The sequence below is a fragment of the Jeotgalicoccus sp. S0W5 genome (genome assembly GCF_011634875.1).
GTDB classification, from domain to species: domain Bacteria; phylum Bacillota; class Bacilli; order Staphylococcales; family Salinicoccaceae; genus Jeotgalicoccus; species Jeotgalicoccus marinus.
In genome coordinates, this window is sequence record NZ_SIRQ01000006.1 from 16,108 (window position 1) to 39,124 (window position 23,017).

At 36.2% G+C, this 23,017-nt stretch carries 24 protein-coding genes; 6 read left to right on the forward strand and 18 right to left on the reverse strand.

Translation table 11 applies throughout. The features are described 5' to 3' along the window. Positions 1 to 103: 103 nt before the first annotated feature. Genes EYB29_RS08195 through EYB29_RS08205 form a run of 3 tightly spaced genes read left to right on the forward strand, consistent with a single transcriptional unit; the run spans position 104 to position 2,088 of the window. Positions 104 to 424, forward strand: a complete 321-nt coding sequence (locus tag EYB29_RS08195) for a YtxH domain-containing protein (protein ID WP_026867216.1) — start codon at positions 104 to 106, stop codon at positions 422 to 424. 52 nt (positions 425 to 476) lie between these two features. Continuing rightward, positions 477 to 1,487: a YihY/virulence factor BrkB family protein gene (locus EYB29_RS08200; protein ID WP_026867217.1), complete on the forward strand. Its 1,011-nt coding sequence runs from the start codon at positions 477 to 479 to the stop codon at positions 1,485 to 1,487. A gap of 28 nt (positions 1,488 to 1,515) precedes the next feature. Continuing rightward, positions 1,516 to 2,088, forward strand: coding sequence for a beta-class carbonic anhydrase (locus EYB29_RS08205; protein WP_026867218.1), 573 nt, complete (start codon positions 1,516 to 1,518; stop codon positions 2,086 to 2,088). 58 nt (positions 2,089 to 2,146) lie between these two features. Here the strand turns inward: EYB29_RS08205 and map are convergent, their stop codons facing one another. Genes map through EYB29_RS08220 form a run of 3 tightly spaced genes read right to left on the reverse strand, consistent with a single transcriptional unit; the run spans position 2,147 to position 4,637 of the window. Continuing rightward, positions 2,147 to 2,902, reverse strand: a complete 756-nt coding sequence (gene map / locus EYB29_RS08210) for a type I methionyl aminopeptidase (protein ID WP_026867219.1) — start codon at positions 2,900 to 2,902, stop codon at positions 2,147 to 2,149. Between the two features lie 48 nt (positions 2,903 to 2,950). Then, the gene (dinB, locus tag EYB29_RS08215; protein WP_026867220.1) at positions 2,951 to 4,024 is read right to left on the reverse strand and encodes a DNA polymerase IV; all 1,074 of its coding nucleotides are present in this window, start codon (positions 4,022 to 4,024) and stop codon (positions 2,951 to 2,953) included. 49 nt (positions 4,025 to 4,073) lie between these two features. Continuing rightward, the gene (locus EYB29_RS08220) at positions 4,074 to 4,637 is read right to left on the reverse strand and encodes a DUF3267 domain-containing protein (protein WP_026867221.1); all 564 of its coding nucleotides are present in this window, start codon (positions 4,635 to 4,637) and stop codon (positions 4,074 to 4,076) included. 73 nt (positions 4,638 to 4,710) lie between these two features. On the opposite strand from EYB29_RS08220, the gene EYB29_RS08225 reads away from it, so the two are divergent. Next, positions 4,711 to 5,751: an NAD(P)/FAD-dependent oxidoreductase gene (locus tag EYB29_RS08225; protein WP_026867222.1), complete on the forward strand. Its 1,041-nt coding sequence runs from the start codon at positions 4,711 to 4,713 to the stop codon at positions 5,749 to 5,751. 359 nt (positions 5,752 to 6,110) lie between these two features. On the opposite strand, the gene EYB29_RS08230 is transcribed toward EYB29_RS08225, so the two are convergent. From EYB29_RS08230 to EYB29_RS08255, 6 genes are all read right to left on the reverse strand, one after another. Beyond that, positions 6,111 to 6,620, reverse strand: a complete 510-nt coding sequence (locus EYB29_RS08230; RefSeq protein ID WP_026867223.1) for a hypothetical protein — start codon at positions 6,618 to 6,620, stop codon at positions 6,111 to 6,113. Between the two features lie 96 nt (positions 6,621 to 6,716). Then, on the reverse strand, positions 6,717 to 7,739 hold the full coding sequence (lplA, locus tag EYB29_RS08235) for a lipoate--protein ligase (RefSeq protein WP_026867224.1): 1,023 nt from the start codon (positions 7,737 to 7,739) through the stop codon (positions 6,717 to 6,719). Positions 7,740 to 7,753: 14 nt separating this feature from the next. Then, positions 7,754 to 8,617: an SIR2 family NAD-dependent protein deacylase gene (locus EYB29_RS08240; protein WP_026867225.1), complete on the reverse strand. Its 864-nt coding sequence runs from the start codon at positions 8,615 to 8,617 to the stop codon at positions 7,754 to 7,756. 14 nt (positions 8,618 to 8,631) lie between these two features. Then, positions 8,632 to 9,360 (reverse strand): protein-ADP-ribose hydrolase, encoded by a 729-nt coding sequence (locus EYB29_RS08245; RefSeq protein ID WP_371807502.1) that lies wholly within the window; start codon positions 9,358 to 9,360, stop codon positions 8,632 to 8,634. Between the two features lie 110 nt (positions 9,361 to 9,470). Beyond that, positions 9,471 to 9,803, reverse strand: a complete 333-nt coding sequence (locus tag EYB29_RS08250) for a glycine cleavage system H family protein (RefSeq protein ID WP_026867227.1) — start codon at positions 9,801 to 9,803, stop codon at positions 9,471 to 9,473. 18 nt (positions 9,804 to 9,821) lie between these two features. Further along, positions 9,822 to 10,829, reverse strand: coding sequence for an LLM class flavin-dependent oxidoreductase (locus tag EYB29_RS08255; RefSeq protein ID WP_156889178.1), 1,008 nt, complete (start codon positions 10,827 to 10,829; stop codon positions 9,822 to 9,824). 176 nt (positions 10,830 to 11,005) lie between these two features. Between EYB29_RS08255 and EYB29_RS08260 the strand changes: the two genes are divergently transcribed. Continuing rightward, the gene (locus EYB29_RS08260) at positions 11,006 to 12,193 is read left to right on the forward strand and encodes an NADH-dependent flavin oxidoreductase (RefSeq protein WP_026867229.1); all 1,188 of its coding nucleotides are present in this window, start codon (positions 11,006 to 11,008) and stop codon (positions 12,191 to 12,193) included. A 93-nt stretch (positions 12,194 to 12,286) separates the two neighbouring features. Here EYB29_RS08260 and EYB29_RS08265 read toward each other — a convergent pair whose 3' ends face one another. The 5 genes from EYB29_RS08265 to EYB29_RS08285 form a co-directional block, all read right to left on the reverse strand. Next, positions 12,287 to 13,861, reverse strand: a complete 1,575-nt coding sequence (locus tag EYB29_RS08265; RefSeq protein ID WP_026867230.1) for a Vga family ABC-F type ribosomal protection protein — start codon at positions 13,859 to 13,861, stop codon at positions 12,287 to 12,289. A 521-nt stretch (positions 13,862 to 14,382) separates the two neighbouring features. Continuing rightward, positions 14,383 to 14,769, reverse strand: a complete 387-nt coding sequence (locus EYB29_RS08270; protein WP_026867231.1) for an OsmC family protein — start codon at positions 14,767 to 14,769, stop codon at positions 14,383 to 14,385. Beyond that, positions 14,762 to 15,181 carry a VOC family protein gene (locus EYB29_RS08275; RefSeq protein WP_026867232.1) on the reverse strand — a complete coding sequence of 140 codons (420 nt, stop codon included), beginning with the start codon at positions 15,179 to 15,181 and terminating at the stop codon, positions 14,762 to 14,764. The genes EYB29_RS08270 and EYB29_RS08275 overlap by 8 nt, the downstream gene beginning before the upstream one ends. 85 nt (positions 15,182 to 15,266) lie before the next feature. After that, on the reverse strand, positions 15,267 to 15,695 hold the full coding sequence (locus EYB29_RS08280) for a RidA family protein (protein WP_026867233.1): 429 nt from the start codon (positions 15,693 to 15,695) through the stop codon (positions 15,267 to 15,269). Further along, positions 15,692 to 16,936: a pyridoxal phosphate-dependent aminotransferase gene (locus EYB29_RS08285; RefSeq protein WP_240921852.1), complete on the reverse strand. Its 1,245-nt coding sequence runs from the start codon at positions 16,934 to 16,936 to the stop codon at positions 15,692 to 15,694. Before EYB29_RS08285 ends, EYB29_RS08280 begins: the two co-directional genes overlap by 4 nt. A 130-nt stretch (positions 16,937 to 17,066) precedes the next feature. Here EYB29_RS08285 and EYB29_RS08290 point away from each other — a divergent pair, with 130 nt between their 5' ends. After that, the gene (locus tag EYB29_RS08290; RefSeq protein WP_166627056.1) at positions 17,067 to 18,011 is read left to right on the forward strand and encodes a LysR family transcriptional regulator; all 945 of its coding nucleotides are present in this window, start codon (positions 17,067 to 17,069) and stop codon (positions 18,009 to 18,011) included. A 39-nt stretch (positions 18,012 to 18,050) separates the two neighbouring features. Here the strand turns inward: EYB29_RS08290 and EYB29_RS08295 are convergent, their stop codons facing one another. From EYB29_RS08295 to EYB29_RS08310, 4 genes are all read right to left on the reverse strand, one after another. Continuing rightward, a complete protein-coding gene (locus EYB29_RS08295) occupies positions 18,051 to 19,331 on the reverse strand; it encodes an aminotransferase class V-fold PLP-dependent enzyme (protein WP_166627057.1) in 1,281 nt (426 codons plus the stop codon). 98 nt (positions 19,332 to 19,429) lie between these two features. Next, on the reverse strand, positions 19,430 to 20,878 hold the full coding sequence (gene rlmD, locus EYB29_RS08300; protein WP_156889171.1) for a 23S rRNA (uracil(1939)-C(5))-methyltransferase RlmD: 1,449 nt from the start codon (positions 20,876 to 20,878) through the stop codon (positions 19,430 to 19,432). A 60-nt stretch (positions 20,879 to 20,938) separates the two neighbouring features. Further along, complete coding sequence (locus EYB29_RS08305; protein WP_026867118.1) at positions 20,939 to 21,973, reverse strand: NAD(P)/FAD-dependent oxidoreductase; 1,035 nt, start codon at positions 21,971 to 21,973, stop codon at positions 20,939 to 20,941. Between the two features lie 12 nt (positions 21,974 to 21,985). Then, entirely contained in the window at positions 21,986 to 22,945 is a 960-nt protein-coding gene (locus tag EYB29_RS08310; RefSeq protein ID WP_035856681.1) for an ABC transporter substrate-binding protein, read from the reverse strand. Between the last annotated feature and the right edge of the window lie 72 nt (positions 22,946 to 23,017).

Here is a 23,017-nt window from a genome sequence, read left to right on the forward strand (position 1 = left end):
GTTTTCTTTTATATGAGTTTCTCTTAATTTCTTAGCTTAAAACGTTTATACTTAGCTTAGATAGGATATAAAGACTACAAAGAAACTATAAGGAGAATCAATTATGAAAAACAAATTAGTACCAGCAATAGTAATTGGAGCCGCTGTCGGCGGAGTAATTGCACTTTTAGATAAAGGCACTCGCGAATCACTTGCATCAAACACAAAATCTATTAAGCACTATGCACAAAACCCAGATGATCTTAAATCTCGTTTTAATAGTCCTTCAACAGGCGAACCATCTAAAATTGATATGATTAAAGATGAAGTTCTATTCTGGAAAGATACAATTGAAGAAATTCGCCGTAACAATCCTGAATTAGAAAAAGCAATTATAGATGCTAAAGATACGTTCCAATCAAACCGTGAGAAAAAACTAAATTAATATTACTTGGGACTATGTTACATAGTCCTTTTATTTTAGCGAGGTGAAATGAATGTCAAAGGATAAATCATCGTCAAAACTACTGAATCAAATTAAGAATAATACTGAAGAAGAGAAAGATAAGAACGATGTCTTTGTAGATAAGATTGATTTTAAGTCTGTATCTTCAAAAGACAAGGAACATGTGTATGTTTCAAAAATTAATAAGCCAGCAAAAGTTAAAGATGAATCTGGTTTCTTTAATCAATTATTATTTAGGTTTTCACTAGACAATACATCAGGTATGGCTGCTCAATTAGCCTATTACTTCCTACTAGCGATTTTCCCATTGCTTATTTTCTTATTATCAATCGTACCGCTGTTTCAAATACAGCCGGAAGTAATTACTGGCTTTATTCAAGATTATGCACCAGCCGAGATATCTAGCTTACTTGAAGGAATCATTGGCGATGTGTTAGAGAACTCTGGTGGTGGCACATTATCATTAGGTTTAATTTTAACTCTGTGGTCTGCCTCTAATGGTATGACTGCCCTAATGAATGCCTTTAACGTTGCATATGATGTAGAAGATAATCGAAACTTCTTCGTTACGAAATCACTCTCGGTCTTCTTTACACTAATCTTGTCACTATCAGTCATTCTGACATTTGTCTTAATTGTCTTTGGTGGACAAATTGGTGACCTAATGTTTGGTGTGATAGGCCTAGATGATCAATTCCAATACGTGTGGAGTTTAATTAGAAGTATCTTACCAGTTCTGCTCGTCTTGATAGTATTCTTAATTATGTATGTGACAGCACCGAATATTAAACTGAAATTCAAATCCGTTATTCCAGGTACAATATTTACAACAATTGCCTTTTTAGTTGCATCATGGGGCTTTAGTTTCTACGTTTCAAACTTTAGCAACTACTCAGCGACTTACGGTTCAATTGCCGGTGTGATCATTTTAATTTTCTGGTTGTACATTACTGGTGTTATAATTATCTTAGGCGCCCAAATTAACTCAATTTTATACAAAAGAGAGTTAAGAAAAAAAGCGGATAACTATGAGCGTCAATAGGAATACGAAGGAGACGTGTCAGTCTAAGATGACTTTATTAGAAGAAATATTAAAGGCAAATGAAGCCTTCGTCAAAAACGAGGAATTCAAAGCCTATAAGACAGATAAGACACCTAACAAAAAAGCAGTGTTTTTAACTTGTATGGATACACGCTTATCTGAACTTGCTACAAAAGCATTTGGATTAAAAAATGGTGATATTAAACAGCTGAAAAATGCTGGTGCAGTCGTATCTCACCCATACGGATCGACTATGCGCAGTATTTTAGTTGCCGTATATGCCTTAGGCGTTGATGAAGTATTCATTATGGGCCATCATGATTGCGGTTTTGGTGCCTTAAAACCAGATCCTGTAATCAAAGAAATGAAAGATAGAGGTATTTCTGAAGATACCTTTAATACTTTAGATCATTCAGGTATTGATGTGAGAGACTGGCTTAAAGGTTTCGATAGCGTTGAAGAAAGTGTGACTGAAACAGTCAACAACGTGAAAAATCATCCACTCCTTGCTAAAAGTATTCCAGTTCATGGTCTAATTATGGACCCAGAAACAGGAAAAGCAGACCTCGTCATTAATGGCTATGAAAAAGTAGAAGAATAGATAAAGAAGCACCTAACATCATTGTTAGGTGCTTCTTTTTGAAAAGAGGATTTTAACTTTAATCTTCAATAAGCGTCAGTAATTTTGGACCTTCTTTAGTCACGAGAACTGTATGTTCTTTTTGGGCAACATAGCTTCCATCTTTCGTTTCAAAAGCCCAGTCATTTTTACCATCTGAAACGATAGTCGCTTTAGATGAAATAAATGGTTCTACTGCGATAACCATGCCCTCTTTTAGAATCGTTCTATCAGTTGGATCATAATAGTTCATTATGTGTTGTGGCATATCATGTAAGCTCTTACCTACACCGTGTCCAGTTAGATTTTTAATGACTGTCAGTCCATTTTGTCTAGCGGTATTAAAAACTGCACGGCCAATTTGTGAAACTTTAGCACCTGGCTTAATTTTCTTCATTGCTTCCTCAAATGCCATTGCTGTCACATCAATTACTTTTTGTTTTAATGGATCATCCGCTTCACCAGCAATAAATGAAATACCTGTATCTGAATAATAACCATCTTTAACAGCAGAAATATCGACGTTTACGATATCCCCGTCTTTAATTTTACGTGGACCTGGGATGCCGTGTGCAACCTCTTCATTGATACTTATGCAAGTATAGCCAGGAAAATCATATTCACTTATTGGTGCACTTTTCGCACCGTATTTTTCTAATTCCTTGCCTGCAAAGTCATCAAGTTCCTTAGTCGACATGCCAACTTTTGCATGTGCTACCGTATCTTTTAAAACACGCCCACAAATCTGGCCAATCTCATCTAATTTTTCAAGTTCTTCTTTTGTTTGTACAATCATGTTTATACCTTCTTACTTTTAGTCTTATTTATTATTATATCAAAGATGCTACAAGATAAAATCATATATGGTCATGTTTCTATAGAGTCTTTCACTGAGATTTGATGCTGTCACTCCAATTAATCGTATCGGTACATCTGCTTCTTTCACTTCGTGATAGAGATTATATGCATAATGATATATATCATCTCCAGAGGAAACTGGATCAACCGTCATCATCTGTCTTGTATGAGTTTCAAAATTAGCAGTTTTAATCTTTACAGTGATAACCTTAGCCACAACACCTTTTTCCTGTAATCGAGTACTTACTTTTTCTGTTAAAGTCTCTAGTACACTTAATATTTCAGTGTCATCATTTCTGTCATAATTAAAAGTGGTTTCTTTACCAATTGACTTTCTTTCTCTTTGGACAGTCAGTTTATTCGTACCGATTCCACGCGCCTTATTATGGAGACTTTCGCCTCTTTTGCCAAAGTTTAAAATTAATTCACTCTTACTCATATCATATAAATCTTTGCCTGTTTTGATTCCAAGTTCATGCATCTTTTCTTCAGTCACTTTGCCCACTCCTGGGAACTTGCCAATCGGCATAGAAAACAAGATTTCAAGAACATTACTATAATCAATAACAGTCATTCCCTTTGGCTTATTCATTCCCGAAGCAATTTTTGCGAGGTACTTATTATATGAAATCCCACTACTGGATGTTAAACCTGTCTTTTCAAAGATCTCACTTTGTATCTTCAAAGCGACCGTTCTCGCTGACTGGGTCTTGTTTACAAGTTCAGTAATATCCAAATAAGCTTCATCTAAACTTAAAGGTTCAATATCATCTGTATAGGATAAAAAGATCTCCCGAATTTGTTCGGATATTTCCTTATATCTTTCAAATCGAGGATGAACAAATACGCCGTCGGGACACAGTTTATGGGCAGTCTTTGTGGGCATTGCTGAATGTACACCAAACTTTCTTGCTTCATATGAAGCGGTGGCTACAACACCTCTATTGTAAGACCGACCACCGACGATGACAGGTTTTCCTCTTAAATTTGGATTATCATTCTGTTCTACTTGTGCAAAAAAGGCATCCATATCAATATGAATGATTCTTCTCTCCATCATCCTCACCCAAATATATTATAGCAAATACAGAACAGATGTTCTATAAAGATTACTCAGCAGGTTGTGATTCATATAGACTCATTCCCACTTCTGTATCTATCGCATATTTCAAATGCTTATGTTTGAGTATGAGATAGGCATAGTAAAAATCACCAGCACAGGCACCTGCGTGAATTGCGATGTAATATTTATAAGCAGGATTAGGGAGCGTAAACATCATAATTACCATAATCGTTGTGATAATAAGAAATGGCATTAGGATAATAATTAAAAATTGAAGTCTTGTATAAACTGTCCCAGGTGAAGTGGCATAGGCCATGCCTGCTTTAAAGCCAAAGTTCACCTTAGCAGACGGGTTAAATAATTTAAAAAATAGTCCATGTATACTTTCGTGAACAATGATAATTCCTATAAAAAGTGCGATAATAATAAGTACTGCAACAGCTAAACCAAATCTTTCATTACCAATCAGTGCACTACCAATAGGATGGATAATCAATCCCTCAATGAGATAACAAATAATAAAGGCAAGTATTGCGCTGATAATTTGAATCCAAGAAATGTGTTTGAGCGCTTTTTTATCTTGGAATATATTTAATTCTAACTTATCCATTGAAATCCTCTTTCTATAAAATATATATGAAACATAACATAAATTTACCTTTAGTTACACAGGAGTGGTTAACATGCATTATACAATAATAGGTGGTGGACTAGCTGGTGTGTCGATCGGCTATCACCTAGTTAAATTAGGCAGTCAGGTGACAATCTATGACAGAAATGATGAAGGTCAGGCTACCTTTGCTTCAGCAGGCATCGTATGTCCATGGATCAGTCAACGTAGAAATAAAAAGTGGTATCGACTTGTCACAAAAAGTGCTTCCTACTATCCAAGTTTTATAAAAGAATTAGAAACAGACAGTCAACTTTCTACCGGCTATAAAAACTCTGGTGCGATATGTCTATTTAAGGAAAATATTTTTGACAAAGCTGTCAAAAGAATTAGTGATAAAGCAATCGATAATCCAGATGTCGGCGAAGTAAGAATATTATCGACCGATGAATTAAATCAATTACACCCTGCCTTGACTAATCAATACCCTGCTTTAATCGTTGAAGGCGGTGGGCAAGTAAGAGGTAAAAAATTATTAGCTGCCTTAAAAGCTGGCTTTTTAGAACACGGCGGTGTGTGGAAAAATGAATCGTACAAAGAAGATGATGATAGTTTTAAAATTTATGCTACAGGCGCATGGGGAAAAGAACAAAGCTACAAGCCAGAAATTTCTCATCAGCGTGCGGAGATAATGTACTTTAGATTAAAAAATCAAGCTGTTGAACAGTCTCCTGTCGTCATGGCACTTGGCCCGACCTATATCGTGCATTTAGAAGATAATGAATACGTTATAGGGACAACACATATCGATACTGATTCATTTGATTGTCAACCCACAAAAGAGAGCTATGACTATTTGGAAAGCGAATTATACAAATACTTTAAAAAAGACGAAGTCGAAATTACTCAGATGAGTGTCGGTCTGAAGCCGTATACTAGGGACTATTTACCGTTTATAGGTTACGTTGATGACAATACCTTTGTTGTTAATGGTATGGGATCAACCGGATTAACTGCAAGTCCCTTTGTCGGACGTGAAGTCGCAAATCTCCTTCACGGAAAGCCGACGGATTTAGATTTATCCGACTATTCTTATATAGAAAGTGAAACTTAAGATTTTTAATTTTTTTCTTGAGTGTTGTATTCAATCCTAAAAAAAGGCTAAAAGTCACTTTATCAGGACTTTTAGCCTAAAATAATGTTCTCTAATTAACAAAAAACATCACTACAGCATAGATATAGTAAAGGAAAATCACAGCGTTAATAATAAAAACAATGAGCCATATTCTATCTTTACGATATCTATAGTTTACATATGAAAAAATAAAACCAAGTATAATAAATAACACGTTTAAAATAAGTACTTGGCCGCCGTCTAAGAATAGAGGCAGCAATAGTACAATCAAGGGAATCAATATACACAACACTCTCAACATTTACTGCCTCACTCCATTCATTCTTTTGTCTTATATTTTACCAATTTCGGTGTAACAATTTGGCAAGATGGTAATCTTCTCTTTTATATAGTTTATACATAAAGTACATTAGTATAATTAAACACGTTTCTATATCAGATGTTTCACCTGTATAAATCTTGTGATCATTCATTGAACCAAGGAGGTCATCGTCTCTATACATCGTTAAAGTGACTTCCTTGTCATCTTTAAATATATAAGTAGTATTGTCCACTACCCCCTCGACATGAAAGTTCATGAAATTACGAAGTTTACGTTCTTTTAAAGTGTAATGAACACCCTGATATTCAACGGTATATTTTGCAACATTCAAATCTTTGAATCGTCTATTCTGCAGTCCAAGTAGAATTTCAGTTCCACTTTTATGTTTAAATCCATAAGTATTTTTATCGTCGCACCCAGAAATTGTCGTGGCAAATATATCCCCGATAAGTTCATTTTTTTCATTCAAAATCGTCACACCTTGGCGCTGTTCTTGATCGATAACTTTTGCATATAACTGCTGCACAAAACACCCTCCTGTCCACTCTAGTTCAGTTAATATTAGTTTACCATAAGTATAATGAAAAAGAGTATCCCCATATTTTGGCGATACTCTAAAATCTTAGCTTAATATTAAATCTACGATTTCTTCTTTTGTAATTTTACCAATATAGTAATTTAAATCCACATCACTTAATGCCTCTAGTAATTCCTCTTTAATCACGCGTGTCCCAATCAAGGCATTTTCAACTACAGATATGTCACCTTGACCAAAGAAGTCACCATAAATTGAACACTTATCAATCTTGCCACCTTCAATTTCTAAAGATATGTCTAAAGTGCCGGCTTGTGTTCTCGCATCCCTATTATATGAATAACGAGGGGACTTTCCGTAGTTCCAATCCCAATTTTTGTACTTTTCTTCTACAAGTTTATCTATTCCTGCCCAATCTTCATCTGTTAAAACGTAGCGTTTAGCATCTTTCACATCATCAATATTTAACAAGCCTTTTATGACTAAATCTTTAAACTCCTCAGTCATAATATCTTTATATTCATCTGCTAAGTGATCTCTTAGAGTCGTCACTCTAGCCTCTGCTGATTTTATGCCTTTTGACTCAATCTTCTTCTTGTTTGGATTGAGTGATTTCATCATCGCTTCAACATTGATATCTAATAGTAATGAGAACCCACCGTATACACGACCATTTGACATCGTCATGGCACCGCCTGATACCTTTTTCCCATCGATAACTAAGTCATTTCTGCCGCTTTGTTCTACTTTATCTATACCTAAATCGTTTAAAAATTTAATGACTGGTTCATACATTTTTTTGTAATCACCGTAGACTCCTGTATCTTCAGATACTAAGAAACACACATTTACAGCTCCGTCATCTACTAAGATCGCGCCACCACCTGTATCTCTTCTAACTAAAATAATATTATTCTCATCGAGATAGTCTTGGTTTACTTCAGATACTGTATTTTGGAAACGACCAATTTCAATTTTTGGATTACAGTAATAAGGGAAGATGATACCTTCATCTAAAAAGATATTGTTTTGAACATAAACTTGCATTGCAAGTGCATAGGCACCGTCTTTTATATACTCACCATTTCTATAAGGTTCAATTAAATACATTACTCTATCTCCTTTTACTTATTAGCATTTAGTATTGTCTTTTGAATATCATCAGTTAAGAATACTGCTTGAGATCTTATATTTTCAGGAATACGATATTGTTTTTGATTCATTACAGCATATAGAGCTTGATCATTAGTTCTCGTCTCTCGCCAGAATGGATGCTTAATAAATTGAGGCGTAGTATGACCGACGCCGATTTCTAAGAATAATGTTTTTTCTGTATTGTGTGCCTTTAAAAAATCATTATAATCATCGCGACGTTTATTAAAGTATTGATCTTCAACCATCCCTTTTTCAGCCGTACGTTTGTTTTTTTCTAAGGGTGCGTGACACTCCGGGCAACGTGGGATAAGCTCTGAAGGAATATTAAGATCTTTTTGTTCTCTTACCATTTTTCTAATCAATTCATCGTCACGGTAAGTCTTATCATGACAGAATTCTGAGCACTGCATACGCACATATTCACCTTGGTAATAGATGACTTTATTCATATCATAACCAGCTTTATAGAAAGCATTATCAGCATTTGTCGTTATCACTCTATGGGCTTTATGAGCTAATAATTCTTTTAAGGCAAGATAGCCTTCACCAACACCTTGGTCTAAGTAATTCAACAAAATAAAACGGCTTTGAAATGCCCAATATTCTTCCCAAGAAGGAAATTTTTCAAGGCTAGCTTGTAACATATCTAACCACTTATATTTTTCTATAAAATCAGGGAAGTTACGTGTAAACCGTTCACCGGTATATGTGAATCCATCTGATGCAGACATACCAGCTCCGATTCCGACTACAACCGCATCTGCTTCTTCAATCAATCCTTTTAAAGTACGACTTTCCTCTTCTGTCGTTTCGAGCGTACGCCAAATTGACATCTTCTTGTGCTCCTTTATTTCAAGAGATTTTCATATGTATTATAGGCTTCATCATCAAAGACGTTAAAGACTACTTTTATATTAGAATCCTCATTTGTTTTATATTCTTTTACGGCTTCAATTGCCGCTTCTGCTGCTTCTTTTTTAGGATAACCAAATACCCCTGTTGAAATACTACAGAAGGCTATACTTTCTATGCCTGTTTCTTCTGCAACTTGTAAGCAACTCGTGTAACATTTCTTCAATAGGTCTCTTTTTAGTGGAGACACCTTATTGCCTGTGACAACTGGCCCAACAGTATGCAAAATATATGAGGCAGGGAGATTGTAACCATCAGTGATCTTCGCTCGCCCGACCGCTTCTTTACGGCCCTGTTTAGCGATTATTTTTGCACAAACAAGTCTAAGTTGTAGACCCGCTTTAGTATGAATAATGTTATCGATACAGTTATGATTTGGAATCAAACAACCAATCAAATCTACATTCGCAGCATTGACAATTGCATCTATTTTCAATGTAGTAATATCACCTTGCCATAAATATAGTGCATCATCGATGGGTTCTAAGTCTTTAAAGTTTATAATATTTTCTTTGTTATAATCTCTTAGAAACATATCTTGAACGTCTAAATATTCACGACTAATTTTCTTGGCTGGTCTTTCATTGGCAAGTCCTCGGTACATTTTAAATCTTTCTTCAAATGACTTCGGAATTACCTGCTCCTCTCCTTTTTCTTGTAGCATATATGAAATCAAAAAATGTAACCGTTCTGTTTGGTTCATCATATTATCACCTAAAAAAAGAGCCTACATTCAAAGTGTTTCTATGAATGCAGGCCCTAATATTATTTTACTTATGCATCGGCCAATGCGTTAAATTCTGCTTCATCCACACCTGTAAGTTTAACAACCCAGCTCTCTTCTGGTTTAGCTGAATTTAAAAGTGTTGGCTCATCTGTAGCTTTGTCATTCACTGCTACTACTTTACCTGCTAGTGGTGACGCTAGATCTAAGACTGTTTTTGAAGCTTCTAATTCTAATAGTGAGTCATTTTTCTCAATTTCTTCTGCTTTTGTAAATTCTACGAAACCAACTGTTCCGATATCATCTTGTAGTTCTGGTGTCATGATTAATGTATATTCTTCACCATTTTTTTCAACCCATAAATAGTTCGCAACTTTTCTCATCGTAGACCATCCTTTTATTTATAATTTATATATTGAAGCTATCAATTCCAATGCTCTATGTCGATTGTTAACTCCAGGCATTAAGGGGATTAATAGCAGTTCATCTGCATCGATTTTCTCTATGAGTTGATCGAGCTGGTCTTTAACGCTTTTAGCACTACCTACTACCATTCTCGAACGATTCGATTCCAGACGTTTCACTTCTTCTACAGTATAAGTGTATTCTTCTGCAGTTTCAACCGATGGAAACCTTTCAAATTCACTGAAATTCATTTTACCAAGTAACCATAAATCTAAAGCCTTCGCCATATGTTCAGCCGCTTCATCTGTATCTGCAACAACGACAAATGGTGAGATCATCACCGTAGGCTTTGCCATCACTTTGGATGGTATGAAATTTTCTCTATACCTCTCAACAGCGAGTTTTCCAACATCAGCCTTATCTCTCGAAGCATGTGGAAATAAGCCAAAAGTATAGCCAATACCTTGCCGTGCAGCAAGTTCAGCTGATTTAACGCTTGTAGATAATACCCACATTTCTGGATTACTTTCACCGAGTGGATTCGCCCGAACATTATTAAAACGGTGTTCTTCATCATCTTCATTACAGAGAAATTTCTTAATATCTGAAATATTTTCTTTATATCTCTGTTTTCTAGGTCTATATTCATTCATTGCTTTATTTACTTCTGGTGTCCCGAGTGTATTTCCAAAACCTAAATCTACACGCCCCTCATAAAGGTTTTCCATAACTCTGAAATTTTCAGCCACTTTTAAAGGACTATAATGCGGGAGCATCACACCACCTGAGCCAACTTTAATTCGTTTCGTTTGGCCTAAAATATGCATCATCATCATCTCAGGGCTCGAACTCGCAAAAGCATTTACGTCATGGTGTTCAGCCATCCAGAACCTGTAAAAACCTAAATCTTCTGCTTTTTGGGCAAGTCTGACCGTCTCCTTTAGAGCAGTAGTCGCATCTTGACCTTCATCAATCACTGCATAATCTAGCAAGTTTATTTTCACTATTTCCACTTATCCTTCAAATACAATATATGTTAATCATATTAATTATAGCTAGGGTAAATTTTATCGTCAATTGAGTTGTTTTACGAGTAACTTTAGAATCATTACTTTGATTTTTATGATATAGCACATTAATATTAAATTAAGGAAATGAAAATGTACGAAGGAGCTATACTATGAACAAAAAGTATTCACCCTTGTTTGAACCTCTGAAGTTACCAAACGGTAGTGAGCTTCAAAACCGTTTTGTACTATCCCCAATGATTACAAACTCTTCTACACGGGATGGTTTGGTTACTAAAGAAGATGAACAATATCATTTAAGAAGGTCGACCTCAGCACCTATACAAGTTACTGGTGCTGCCTACATCGAACCCTATGGCCAGCTCTTTGAGTATGGGTTTTCAGTAGTAGATGACCGAACAATTCCAGGACTTACAAAACTCGCAAGTGCAATGAAATCAAATGGAAGTAAAGCCATTCTTCAATTAACTCATGCAGGCCGGTTCGCCAATACTGCGATTATGGATTTGGGTGTGGTTTATGGTCCGAGCTTTATGTCCTTAAACACACCTATAAAACATCAGGTTTTACCGATGACAAAAAGAAAAATTGAACTTGTAATTAGAAATTATGCTGATGCAACCAGACGGGCAATTGCAGCTGGTTTTGATGGCGTTGAAGTATCCGCTGCTCAGCGTCTACTAATTCAAACATTCTTTTCTAAATTTTCCAATGAAAGAACGGATGAATATGGTAGTGATTCATTAGAAAACCGTTCAAGATTTGGTCTAGAAGTAATTCGAGCAGTTTCAGATGTAATTGATGAAGAAGCTGATGAGAATTTTATCTTCGGATTTAGAGGTACACCTGAAGAAACACGCGGAAACGAAGTGGGCTACAGTGTAGAAGACTTCTTGAGTTTCGTAGATGAGATTGAAAAGATTAGAAGACTAGACTACCTTGCCATCGCCTCTTGGGGTCGCAACATTTACCAAAATGAAGTGCGTGCTGAAGGCCAATATCAAGGTCAGCCTATCAATAAAGTCGTTTATGAACACGTTAAAGGCCGAGTGCCAATGATGGCAACTGGTGGTATCAACTCTCCAGATAAAGCCCTAGAAGCACTCGAGTATGCAGATATGGTCGGTGCCTCTAGTCCCTTTATCACTGAGCCGGATTTTGTAGCAAAACTACAAAGCGGTGACGAAGATCAGATTGATTTACAGTTTACTATCGATGAACTGGATGACCTCAAAATACCTGAAGCAGCCTTCAAGGATATTGTAAAAATGATGGATTACGGTGAAGGTCTCCCAAAAGAAACACGTGATGAGTTGAGACGGTTAGCAGAAGAAAAATGATATTGATTGTTATTTGCTGGATTTCGAATTTAATTCGAGGTCCAGCTTTTTTTGGTTGCTGGTAGTCGTTTTATTTTCGAGTTCTTGGTTTTATCAATCATCATACTCTAACTGCTTTTTCTCCTTGAGAAGGTCTTGAAACTCCGCATCTAATTCCTCTGATGGCTCAATACTCAATCTTGCCAACACATCTGCGATTTTATTGTCTAACAGCATCAATTTTTCCTTTTTGAGATTCCGTTTTGTTGCCGTATTTCTATTTTCAAATTCAGTGAATGTCCCATCGAACACTATAACCTGTCTATCTTCAATCGAGAGTATTTGACTGGCAACGTTCTTTAAAAGCGTCCGATCATGACTAACAAAAATGATTGTTCCTTTATAAGATTTCATTAATGCTTCCAATGCTTCTAATGAATTAATATCAAGAAAATTCGTCGGTTCATCCAATACCAGCACATTGACGTCACTTAAAAATAGCTTAGTCAAGGCGACTTTCACCTTTTCTCCCCCACTTAAGACACCAACTCGCTTAAATACATCATCTTGCCAAAAGTGCATTCTCGCCAGGACGGTTCGTATTGTTGTTTCATCTTGGGAGGAGCTATCTTTCACATTCTCTAGAATACTTTTCTTCTCGTTTAATATAGTCAGATGCTGAGAGAAATATGCTATTTTCACTGCAGGAGATACTGTTATCTCATTTGAATCATTTAAAATTTTATTGATTAAAGTTGTTTTTCCTGACCCATTCGCTCCAATAACCGCGACCTTTTCACCACTCTTAATATTGAAGCTAAAAGGTGACCATAATATTCGCTTACTTATATTACCTGTTACCTTCTCTCCTCTAATAATGATGCGGTCTTTTAAAGCTTCTTCATTGTACACTTGCATTTTTATAGGTGCTTGAACTTCAGGTTTCTTCACTTCTTCTAGTTGGTCTAAGCGTGATTCTAGAGCTGAAGCTGTTTTTCTTAATTTCTTTTGCTTTTTAGCAAAATACGGCTTTGCCCCCATTTGACTCGCTTCTGAATTTGATACTCTTTTTGGTGCTTTTGTTGCCCGTGCTGCTTTTGCTTCCTTCTTTTTAATTGCCTCTTCTAGTTGTGACTTTTTCTTTTTATACTTTTCGTACTCTGCCATTTGGTGACGTTCTACCTTTTCCTTCTCTTCTATAAACGTCTCATAGCCACCATGGTAAAATTCAATTTTTTCATCATTTATTTCCCAAATATCAGTACACATTGCTGATAAAAAATCACGGTCGTGAGAGACGATAATCATTGCTCCAGACAAGCCGTTCAATTTTTCTTTCAACCAATCGATATGTTTAAAATCTAGATGCGTTGTAGGTTCGTCTAATAATAATAAGCCGGCTGAATGATTAATTGCCTGTTGTATATAGCTTTGAGTCATTTCACCCCCACTTTTTTCATCGCCAATTTCCTTTATCTGAGGTACGAGTTCAACCGTCGTTTTTCGATCAATCGTACCTTCTTCTGGTGTAATCGTTCCTTCTATAATGCTTAGTAAATTAGTCTTACCACTGCCATTATCACCAACTAAGCCGATAATTTGATTATTATCTACATGTAAGTGATTGGCTTCAAACAGTAAGCGGTCTCTGACATAGTGTTTTAAATTCATAATTTCAAGTAACTGCATAATATCTACTCCTTAAATGGAGGCATAAAAATACCTCCTATCTCTATATAGAATAGGAGGTATCCACACATTGAGATGATTATAGATAGGCAGACAGAATTCACCCAACTACACACCCAAACACAAATATCGAATCCAATCCTATTCTAAAAACAAACACAACAAATAAGCATTCAATATAAATACTTATTCACTTGCGTGGTTTTTGGTTAAATAGGATTAGAACTTCATGTGATTGGCTCACCTCTTTCTTAGATTGCTTACAGATTAACATCCACTTAAAATACTGTCAACAACGCTTATTGATTTACCTCATTAGTGATTACTCTTTAACAGTAAACTTTATTTTGACCTGAGAGCATCATACGGAACACCCTCATCAAACAACTGAATATAATATAATAATTCACTAGTTGTGTGCACTATATTCGACTTCAAAAAATACTCCCCCTTAAGTTTTCACTTCATGAAGTGAAAACTTAAGGGGGAGGGACATCTTTTAATTAAGATGTGGACATTTTTTAATTTGAAGTCACATTAACCGGTGCACCATGTTCAATGGTATTACCAATCGTGCAACCACGTTTTGCAATTAGGACTAATTTTTCCTTAGTCGCATCATCAATATTACCTTTAAATGCAATATCTACATCAATTCTTTCAAGTCTTGATGGGCTTGTATTAGCTTTTGTAGCTGATGTTTTAATTTCATATGAGTCAACTTCAATTTCTCCACGATCTAGTACAGCATCAAGCGTCAGTGCCATACACATAGCAACTGAACTTGTAATGTAATCAATAGGACTATACCCTTCAATCACACTGTCCTGTGCGGCACCTGCCGTCATTACATTTTTGTCATTTGTAATTTCGTGTACCTGATCTTTATTTTTGACTAATTTAATCATTATGCATTCTCCTTTTTGTTATTTCATTCCAAGTGATTAATTCCCAAGTTACATCGTCCAAATCTTTAAATATAGCTGAATACCCCCATTCATCTGCCTTGCCCTTAGAGATGATTTTACCTCCATGTTCAGAAGCACTTAATATTATACTATCCACAGTTTCTCTCTTTTCAACATTTTGACTTAAAATAAGACTAGCTGTACTAATAGTTTCCACATCTTGGTCAGTCATTTCAGCGAAACTTTCAATTTCACATAAAACTAAAGACAAGTTATTACGAAACAGTATAGCAATATGATTTTCACCTTCAGAAATATTGTCTTCTTCTAATTTAAAAATTTTCTTATAAAATAAAGCAGCTTCCCCGAGGTTTTTTACAGGAATTGTGACAATATCAATGTTTGGTTTCAATCGTATCACCTCTTTGTTATTAACCTCATTATAAATTTTCTAATCTAAATAAAAAAGCACAAGGCTCTGAACCTTGTGCTTTCATTTATTTACCTACCCCTATAACTAACTGAATTTCCACAGGTGCATTTCCTGGTAAGGACTTTACTCCAATGGCTGCTCTTGAGCCGATACCAGCCTCTCCCAAGTTATTAAATAAGTAGTCAGAACCAATATCTGCCACTTTAGAATGTGAAGTGAAATCGTCATCTGCATTGACATAAACAGTCATAGATAAGACCTGTTTAACTACTTCATCATCACTAACCAAAGACATCGCTGCACTATATGCATTGTCTATGGCTTGTAAGATTGCTTCTCTATAAGATTCTATTGACTCAGTGTGTAAAATTCTCCCACTTTGAATAAGCTCTCCGTTCTTTCTCGGTGTCATTCCTGCTGTTGAAATAATATTTTTAAATCGTGATGCTGGCTTATAGTTACCTTGTGGAACTGGCTTATTTAATTCACTCATTTTCTTAGTTCCTCCACAACTTGAATAATGCGTTTCATTGCTTCCACTGCAGCTTGATGATCTTGTGAGAAGTTAACTCTAAAGCTAGAATCAAAGCCTTTCCCAAACTCTGTTCCTGGAGTCACTGTTACCCCTGCTCTTACTCTTAATATTTTAACGAATTCAGCTAATGATACTTTAATAGCTGGAATTTCAGGAAACAGATAACTTCCCGCTTCTGTTGGACGAACTTTAAAGCCATCTGCCTCATTTAAAACTTTCACTAAATCATCTCTTATTGCCTGATGACTCTCAATTCTATTCTTCATCCAACCATTTGGCTCATTAAACCATAGTTTTAGTACAGCTTGATTGTAGCCACTTGCCCTTAAAGAAACAATTGCTTGGAGTTTTTCCATACGTTCGATAATTTTTGCGGATCCAAAAGCGACACCTAAGCGGTAACCACTTAATGATTCTGTTTTAGAAGGCCCAATGATCGTAATGACATTTTCTGAATTGATACCTTCTTGTGTAATCAGATGTATATAGTCTCTCCCATCGAACAACTGACGCGAGTATAGCTCATCGACAATAACAGCAACACCATACTTTTCTGCTAAGGCCGCAATTTTTTGAATTTCATCCTTAGAATATATGACCCCAGTTGGATTATTTGGATTAGAGAATAAGAAAGTTTTTACACCATTCTTAAATGCCTCTTCAAGTTCATTTAAGTCTAAACCCGCTTCTTTTTCATTATCAAAATAATTTAATTGTACGGGAACAAGTTCCCCATCAAAAAAGTGCACCAATTTTCTATTGGCGAAATAATCCGGTTCAACAATTGCCACCTTATCCCCACGTGCAACTAAAGCACCCATAGCAAGAAATAGTGCGCCTTGGGTCCCAGGAGTGATGAGTAAGTTACTGTCCGCTTCCATCTTCCATCCCGTAAAGTCAGTGAGCTTACTCGTAAGATCTTCACGTATATCTAAGCTACCACGATATTCTGTATATGCTTGCTGTCCTCCAAGTTCAAACCCTTCATTAAAAGTTTCTTGAACACCTGGAATGGGCTCATGTGCATCGATATCTCCATGTGAAAAATCAACCGGTGTACCAGGAATTTTATCGATATCAAACGAGATTTCATCAATACTTTGTCTGACCTCTTGACCAGGCGCAAATTCTGCACCTAACTTTGAAAACTTATCTTCTATAGATGACATTTCAATCACGCTTCCTTTTTTATTTTGCATAAAATATTAATCTTCTCTATAGTTAATAATGTTAATAGATAAAAGCCTGGATGCCCAATAGCTATAATCTATAATGGTATATATTTCTTGTTATAGTGCGTTAGAAAGGAATGCTGAAATGTTAAAAAGTATGGATTATGTGTATGCAGTTTACTTAAATCAAAGTTTTTCAAAAGCGGCAGAAGCTTTGTACATTTCTCAACCTGCCCTAAGTACTGCAATTAAAAAAGTTGAGGTTGAAATTGGCACACCTTTGTTTGATCGCCGAACGAACCCAATCAGTTTAACAGAAGCTGGTCAGTATTATATAAACTCTGTAGAAAGAATTATGCAGATTGAAAAAGAGATGCAAGATAAGTTTAAAGCATTAAGTGAGAAGAACAAGGGTATCATTAACATTGGTGCTGCTTCTTTTTTCTGTACATATGTCCTACCTAATCTTATTCAAGACTTCGAAGAAAAGTATCCACAGTACACAGTGAATTTACTCGAAGCCAATGCAGATGATTTAATGAAATACTTAAAATCAGGGGTGGTAGATTTAATAATAGATGTAGAAACTAAAGGTGAACATTATCACTATGAGTCTCTTATTTGGGCAGAGGATGATATTTTACTCGTTGTTCCAAAAGCATCTCAGATTAACGAAGCACTGTTTAATTATCGACTTACATATGATACTGTCAGAAGTGGTGAATATCACAAAAATGATGACTTAAAGGTAAATTTAGATGCTTTTAAAAACGAGAAATTCCTCCTCTTAAGAGAAGGTAATGACATGTATAACAGAAGCATGAAAATGTTTAAGAATGCTGACTTTAAACCTAAAGTGTCAATGTATTTAGACCAGATGCTAACTTCCTTTCACATTGCCTGTAAAGGTGTTGGTCCCGCTTTTGTACGAGCAGGTTTGACCAACTATATTGATATTAGTGATGACGTCTATTTTTATAAACTGAATGATGTAAACAGCTACCAAAATATAAAGTTGTATTATAAAAAAGGCATTTCATCGTCTGAAATCAGTCGGGACTTAATTCGATACTTAGAACAACATAAACCAAAGACAATATAAACAGGGCTTAGGATTATATCCTAAGCCCTGTTTTAAATATTAAGAGTTTACAATCTTTTTAGTCACTTTTAAGAATGTCAAAATTTCTTCTTTAGACTGGCAATGCATGGGTGATATTCTTATCGCACCATCCATATCAAACGATTCGAGCATTCTTTTAGAATAAATACTCGATGCAACTCTGTCATATACAATGATATTTTCTCTTGAATATAAGTCCACAGCCACATTGTAATCAATACCTTCAAGACTTATACCGACTATAAAATCACGTTTGGATAAGTCTTCATAATCCAGATGTACAGTGACCCCATCTAACATTCTTAGGCCATCTACTGATTCAGTGCCATCTAACAGTATCTGCAGTAGCGCCCTTTCGTGTTGAGATATTGCCGTCATTCCTGCTTCGTACAAAGAACGTCGGTCTGACGTATTCGTAAATTTCTCTCCCAACCAACAAACATAATCGACAACCGCACTGATAGCAGCATAATAACCAGGTGTCACACTACCAAGTCCAAGTTCTTCATCACTTTTCCCGAGTAGTCTTTGATGTGGTAAATGAGTTGCACGGTCTGACACGTAAGCAAAACCTACACCACGAATACCGAAGAATTTATAAGGTGCAAAATTAATGACATCGACAACTGTCTTTTCTAAGTCAATTAAACCATGAGGCGCATGTTGAACAGCATCTATAATTATATAAATATCAGGCTTAATTTTCTTAGCTTCTTTAATGATCGTCTCTACATCTAAAATGCCGCCAGATATATTTGATGCATAGATGAAATTTAAAGAGATTGTATCTTTATCAATTAACTTTGTAATCTCCTCGACATCGACACCACCAGTGATTTTGTTTGTCGGTGCAACACGGAGTTCCTTTCCAAACTTATCTGCATAAAATTGAGCAGCATCATAAAGTGAGGGGTGCTCCAAGGCCGTCGTTACAATATTAGTCCCTTCAACATGTTCTGCTACTACACCTGTTAGATTAAATATTGCCTGTGAAGCCGTATAGTATGGTACGATAGCCCCATTTTTCGCATTGAAGATTGTTCTGATATCGTCAATCCCTTGTTTTTCAATATCCGACAAATATACAGCCGTCCTATGTTCCCTCATCGGATGGTCAGGAATTAAATCTATTTCAGCAAATCGCTCATTTGCAAGCTTTAAACGAAATGATCCTCCTGCATTATCTAAAAATATTCTAGCCTCTTTTGTTAAAGGATCAGTATCGATGTAAGCAAATTTCTCTCTAATTTCTCCCAGTAACTCTGAATCTAATAGTTTCCCTTCTGCAACATGACTCATTGTAAAAACCCCTTTTAAGTTGTTACATTTATTGTTAGGGAAATTTGAATGAATCACAAATACTAATAATCTATATTGTTATATAAAAATTTTTATACTTAATTTATCGTTGCTTCAGAAGTCTTCTCTAGTAAACTCACTACTTCAACATGCGCTGTATGTGGAAATAAGTCCACAGGTTGAACTTGTTTTAACTCATAGCCAAACTCACGGAGCCAAACAATATCATCAGAGAATGTTTCCGGGTTACACGATACATATACGACACGCTCAGTACCAAGTCGACCAATTCTTCTCATAACCTTACCACCTGCACCTGAACGTGGTGGGTCTAGCATTAATAGGTCTGGTTTACCCCATGTTTCTAATACTTCGTCCATACCTTTTCTTGCATCCTTTGCAAGGAAGTACGTGTTATTGATGCCATTATCTTCAGCATTTCTTTTAGCTGACTCTATAGAAGTTTCTACAATTTCAATACCTGCAAGTTCTTTCACTCTCTTAGCGAATGGTAGTGAGAATGTGCCCACGCCACAAAATAGATCAATCATTCTCTGATCTTCTGTTGCTTCTGCCATCTCGATTGCTAAGTCAACTAACTTTTCAGCCTGTGTTGGATTTGTTTGGAAAAAAGTATCGAACCAGATTCGATATTTATAACCATACATAACGTCATATATATAGTCTCTACCAAATAATGTATAAGTATCTTCTGATTGTGTACGGTCAGCCATATCTGTATTGACCATCCACATCATACTTTTCACGTTTGAAAATTGTGCTGATATATCAGCTACTAACTCGTCGATTTTATCTTTTAACTCACCATCAGGTGTTTCTGTCGCAAAAATAGCCAACATCATCTCTTTTGTTTCTTGAGAACGTCTGACCATCAAGTGTCTCAGTAATCCTGTATGATTCTCTTTATGGTAACCTGGTAAATTGTTCTTACGTGTCCACTCAGATACAGTCAACATTGCATTCACCATATCCTTATCTGCAATCAGACAAGTATCTAAGTCGATGACTTTTCTAAAATTACCAAGTTCATGCATTCCTAATTCACCGTTTTGGCCGAAGGTGAATTCCATCTTGTTACGGTATTCAAATGGATTTTTTTCCATACCAATAGCATCTTTAACGATGTTTTGATCAAAACCATTTCTCTCTAACTCACGCTTCACGTAATTCGTCTTCTCAATTAATTGTGAATTATACGTCCAGTGCTGCCATACACAGCCGCCACAAAGCTCGAAATGAGGACAAGGTGGTGTGATTCTATTTGGGCTTTCTTCAATAATTTCTTTCGGCATCACTGTGCCACGTTTTCTCGTCGGATTCGGTACATCAACAAGTACCTTCTCACCGGGAATCGTTTGTGGAATCGTCAATTTGATTTGACGCGGTTTATGTCCTCCGTTATCTCGATACGCTACCCCTCTACCTGAGCCCTTCCTATCAAAGTCATTGATCTTTACTTCAAATGTTTCTATATGATCATTATTTATTTTTGCCACTTCAATCGCCTCACACTTATATTCGTTCATACAATTTTACTGATAGACTAGAGGACTTGCAAGCGAAAAAAAGATGCCCACAAGGGCATCCTAATCTTCATACATAATTTTTCTATTCTTCTCTTTAAATCGCTGATTGTGTGATGACACCATCGCGTATTGGTTTGCTTCAGGATCTAAATGTGTCTTAGCGTTATTTACAGCGTTAACCGCATCTGCATATGCACCAGCAATAAGATTGACTTTCCCTTCGTAACGTATGCAGTCCCCTGCAGCGAATATTCCTGGTACATTTGTTAATCCAGTGGGTGCAGCCTTAATATAGAAATCATTTTCTAAATTTAGTCCTAAATGATTTTCTCTAAACAAGAGGTTATTTTGATCATAGCCATGGTTAACAATAATCGCATCAAAAGTTTCCGTTGTTTCTTCACCAGTAACCTTGTTCTTAATATCAACAGTTTCAAGGTTATTTTCACCGCTTACCCCAGTGACAATCGATTGAGTACGAATTTTAACACCATTCTTCTTCAAGCGACTGACCTCTGCTTCATGAGCGGTCAAATCATCACCACGGTAGATCAAGTTGATTTCTCCTGCGATTGGGGTTAAATCATTAGCCCAGTCTACTGCTGAGTAGGAGCCACCTGTAATTAACACTTTTTTACCTTTAAAGCTCATAATATCTGGTACTGCATAATGTAAACTTTTACCTTCATAACGGTCAGCATTTTCAACATCTAGTTTAACTGGCTGAATCATGCCACCGCCGCCTATGGTAATTATCACACTTTTAGAATAATGTTCTTCTCCAGATTCAGTGGCAATCGTAAAGTAATCATCAGTAACCTTTTTAATATTTGTAACAATGGTATTGAGCACTACATCCGGATCAAAAGTCAAACCTTGTGCAATAGACTTTTCAATCAGTTTACCTGCTGGTAATGGCTCCGTTCCTCCAATATCCCAAATCATTTTTTGTGGATAAAGATGTACCTTTCCGCCTAACCTTTCCTGGCCATCTATAATCTTCGTCTTCATTTCACGAAGTCCTGCGTAGAAGGCACTAAATAGTCCGGCTGGACCACCGCCAATCACTGTAACATCATATATATTGTGTGACATTCCTTACACTCCTTAATTTGTACCCAATGCTTCTTCCACATCTTCAACGATCAAGCTATTCGCAATATATCCACTATATAACCAGCTGTTTCCTTGCTCTAATTCATACACATTACCGTTTTCGACAGCAGGTATATTTTGGAACACATCATCAGCTAATGCTTTTTCACTATCCCCTTCAGCATCAGCAATGAAGAAAATATGATCGACATCTAATTCTGCAAAACTTTCAAGTGAAGCTTCAATCCAAGGTGTTTCGTTATCCGCTGATAGCTCTTCAACTAGGTCTGGTGCTGTCAAACCTAAATCATTATACAGCACTTCACCACTTGACTTGTCTTTGTTAGAAATAAAGAATGAACCGCCAGTGTACCATACAGCAATTGCAGACTCATTATTTACCTCTTCAGATAATTCAGTAGAAGCTTGATCTACAAGTTCGTTATATTCATTAATCTTTTCTTCGGCTAAATCTTCCTTACCAAATACTTCTGAAACACGTGTCAAACGGTCTCTCCAATCATCATATGAGCCACTGTCTACAACAAATGTTGGCGCAATCTTAGAATAGCTTTCGTATTTGTCACCTTCTACAGTATCTGCAGAACTGATGAGTAGTAGATCTGGCTCTTCAGCTGCTACTGATTCAAATGGTAAGTCAAACGGCATTAATGGTAATCCTTCAAGACCTTCATCTTGTAAATAATCTTGGACACTATCTTCTCCAACTGTCCATTGAGCAATTGGTGTTTCTTCTAGCGCTAGTAAATCATCTTCTAAATATGTACCAATTATTCTTTCTGGATTACTAGGGATCGTTACCTCATTACCTGCATCATCTGTAAGGACGCGCTCCTCACCCTCTTCTGATGCACCTTCCTCAGATTCATTTTGTGCAGTATCGTCACTAGTATTTGAACATCCAGCTAAAAAGATAGATACACCTAACAAAATCGAAAGTAATTTCTTCATTATTTTCCCTCTGTCCTATTATAATATTGATAATCATTATCAATTAAATTTTATGCTTATTACACTATAAAG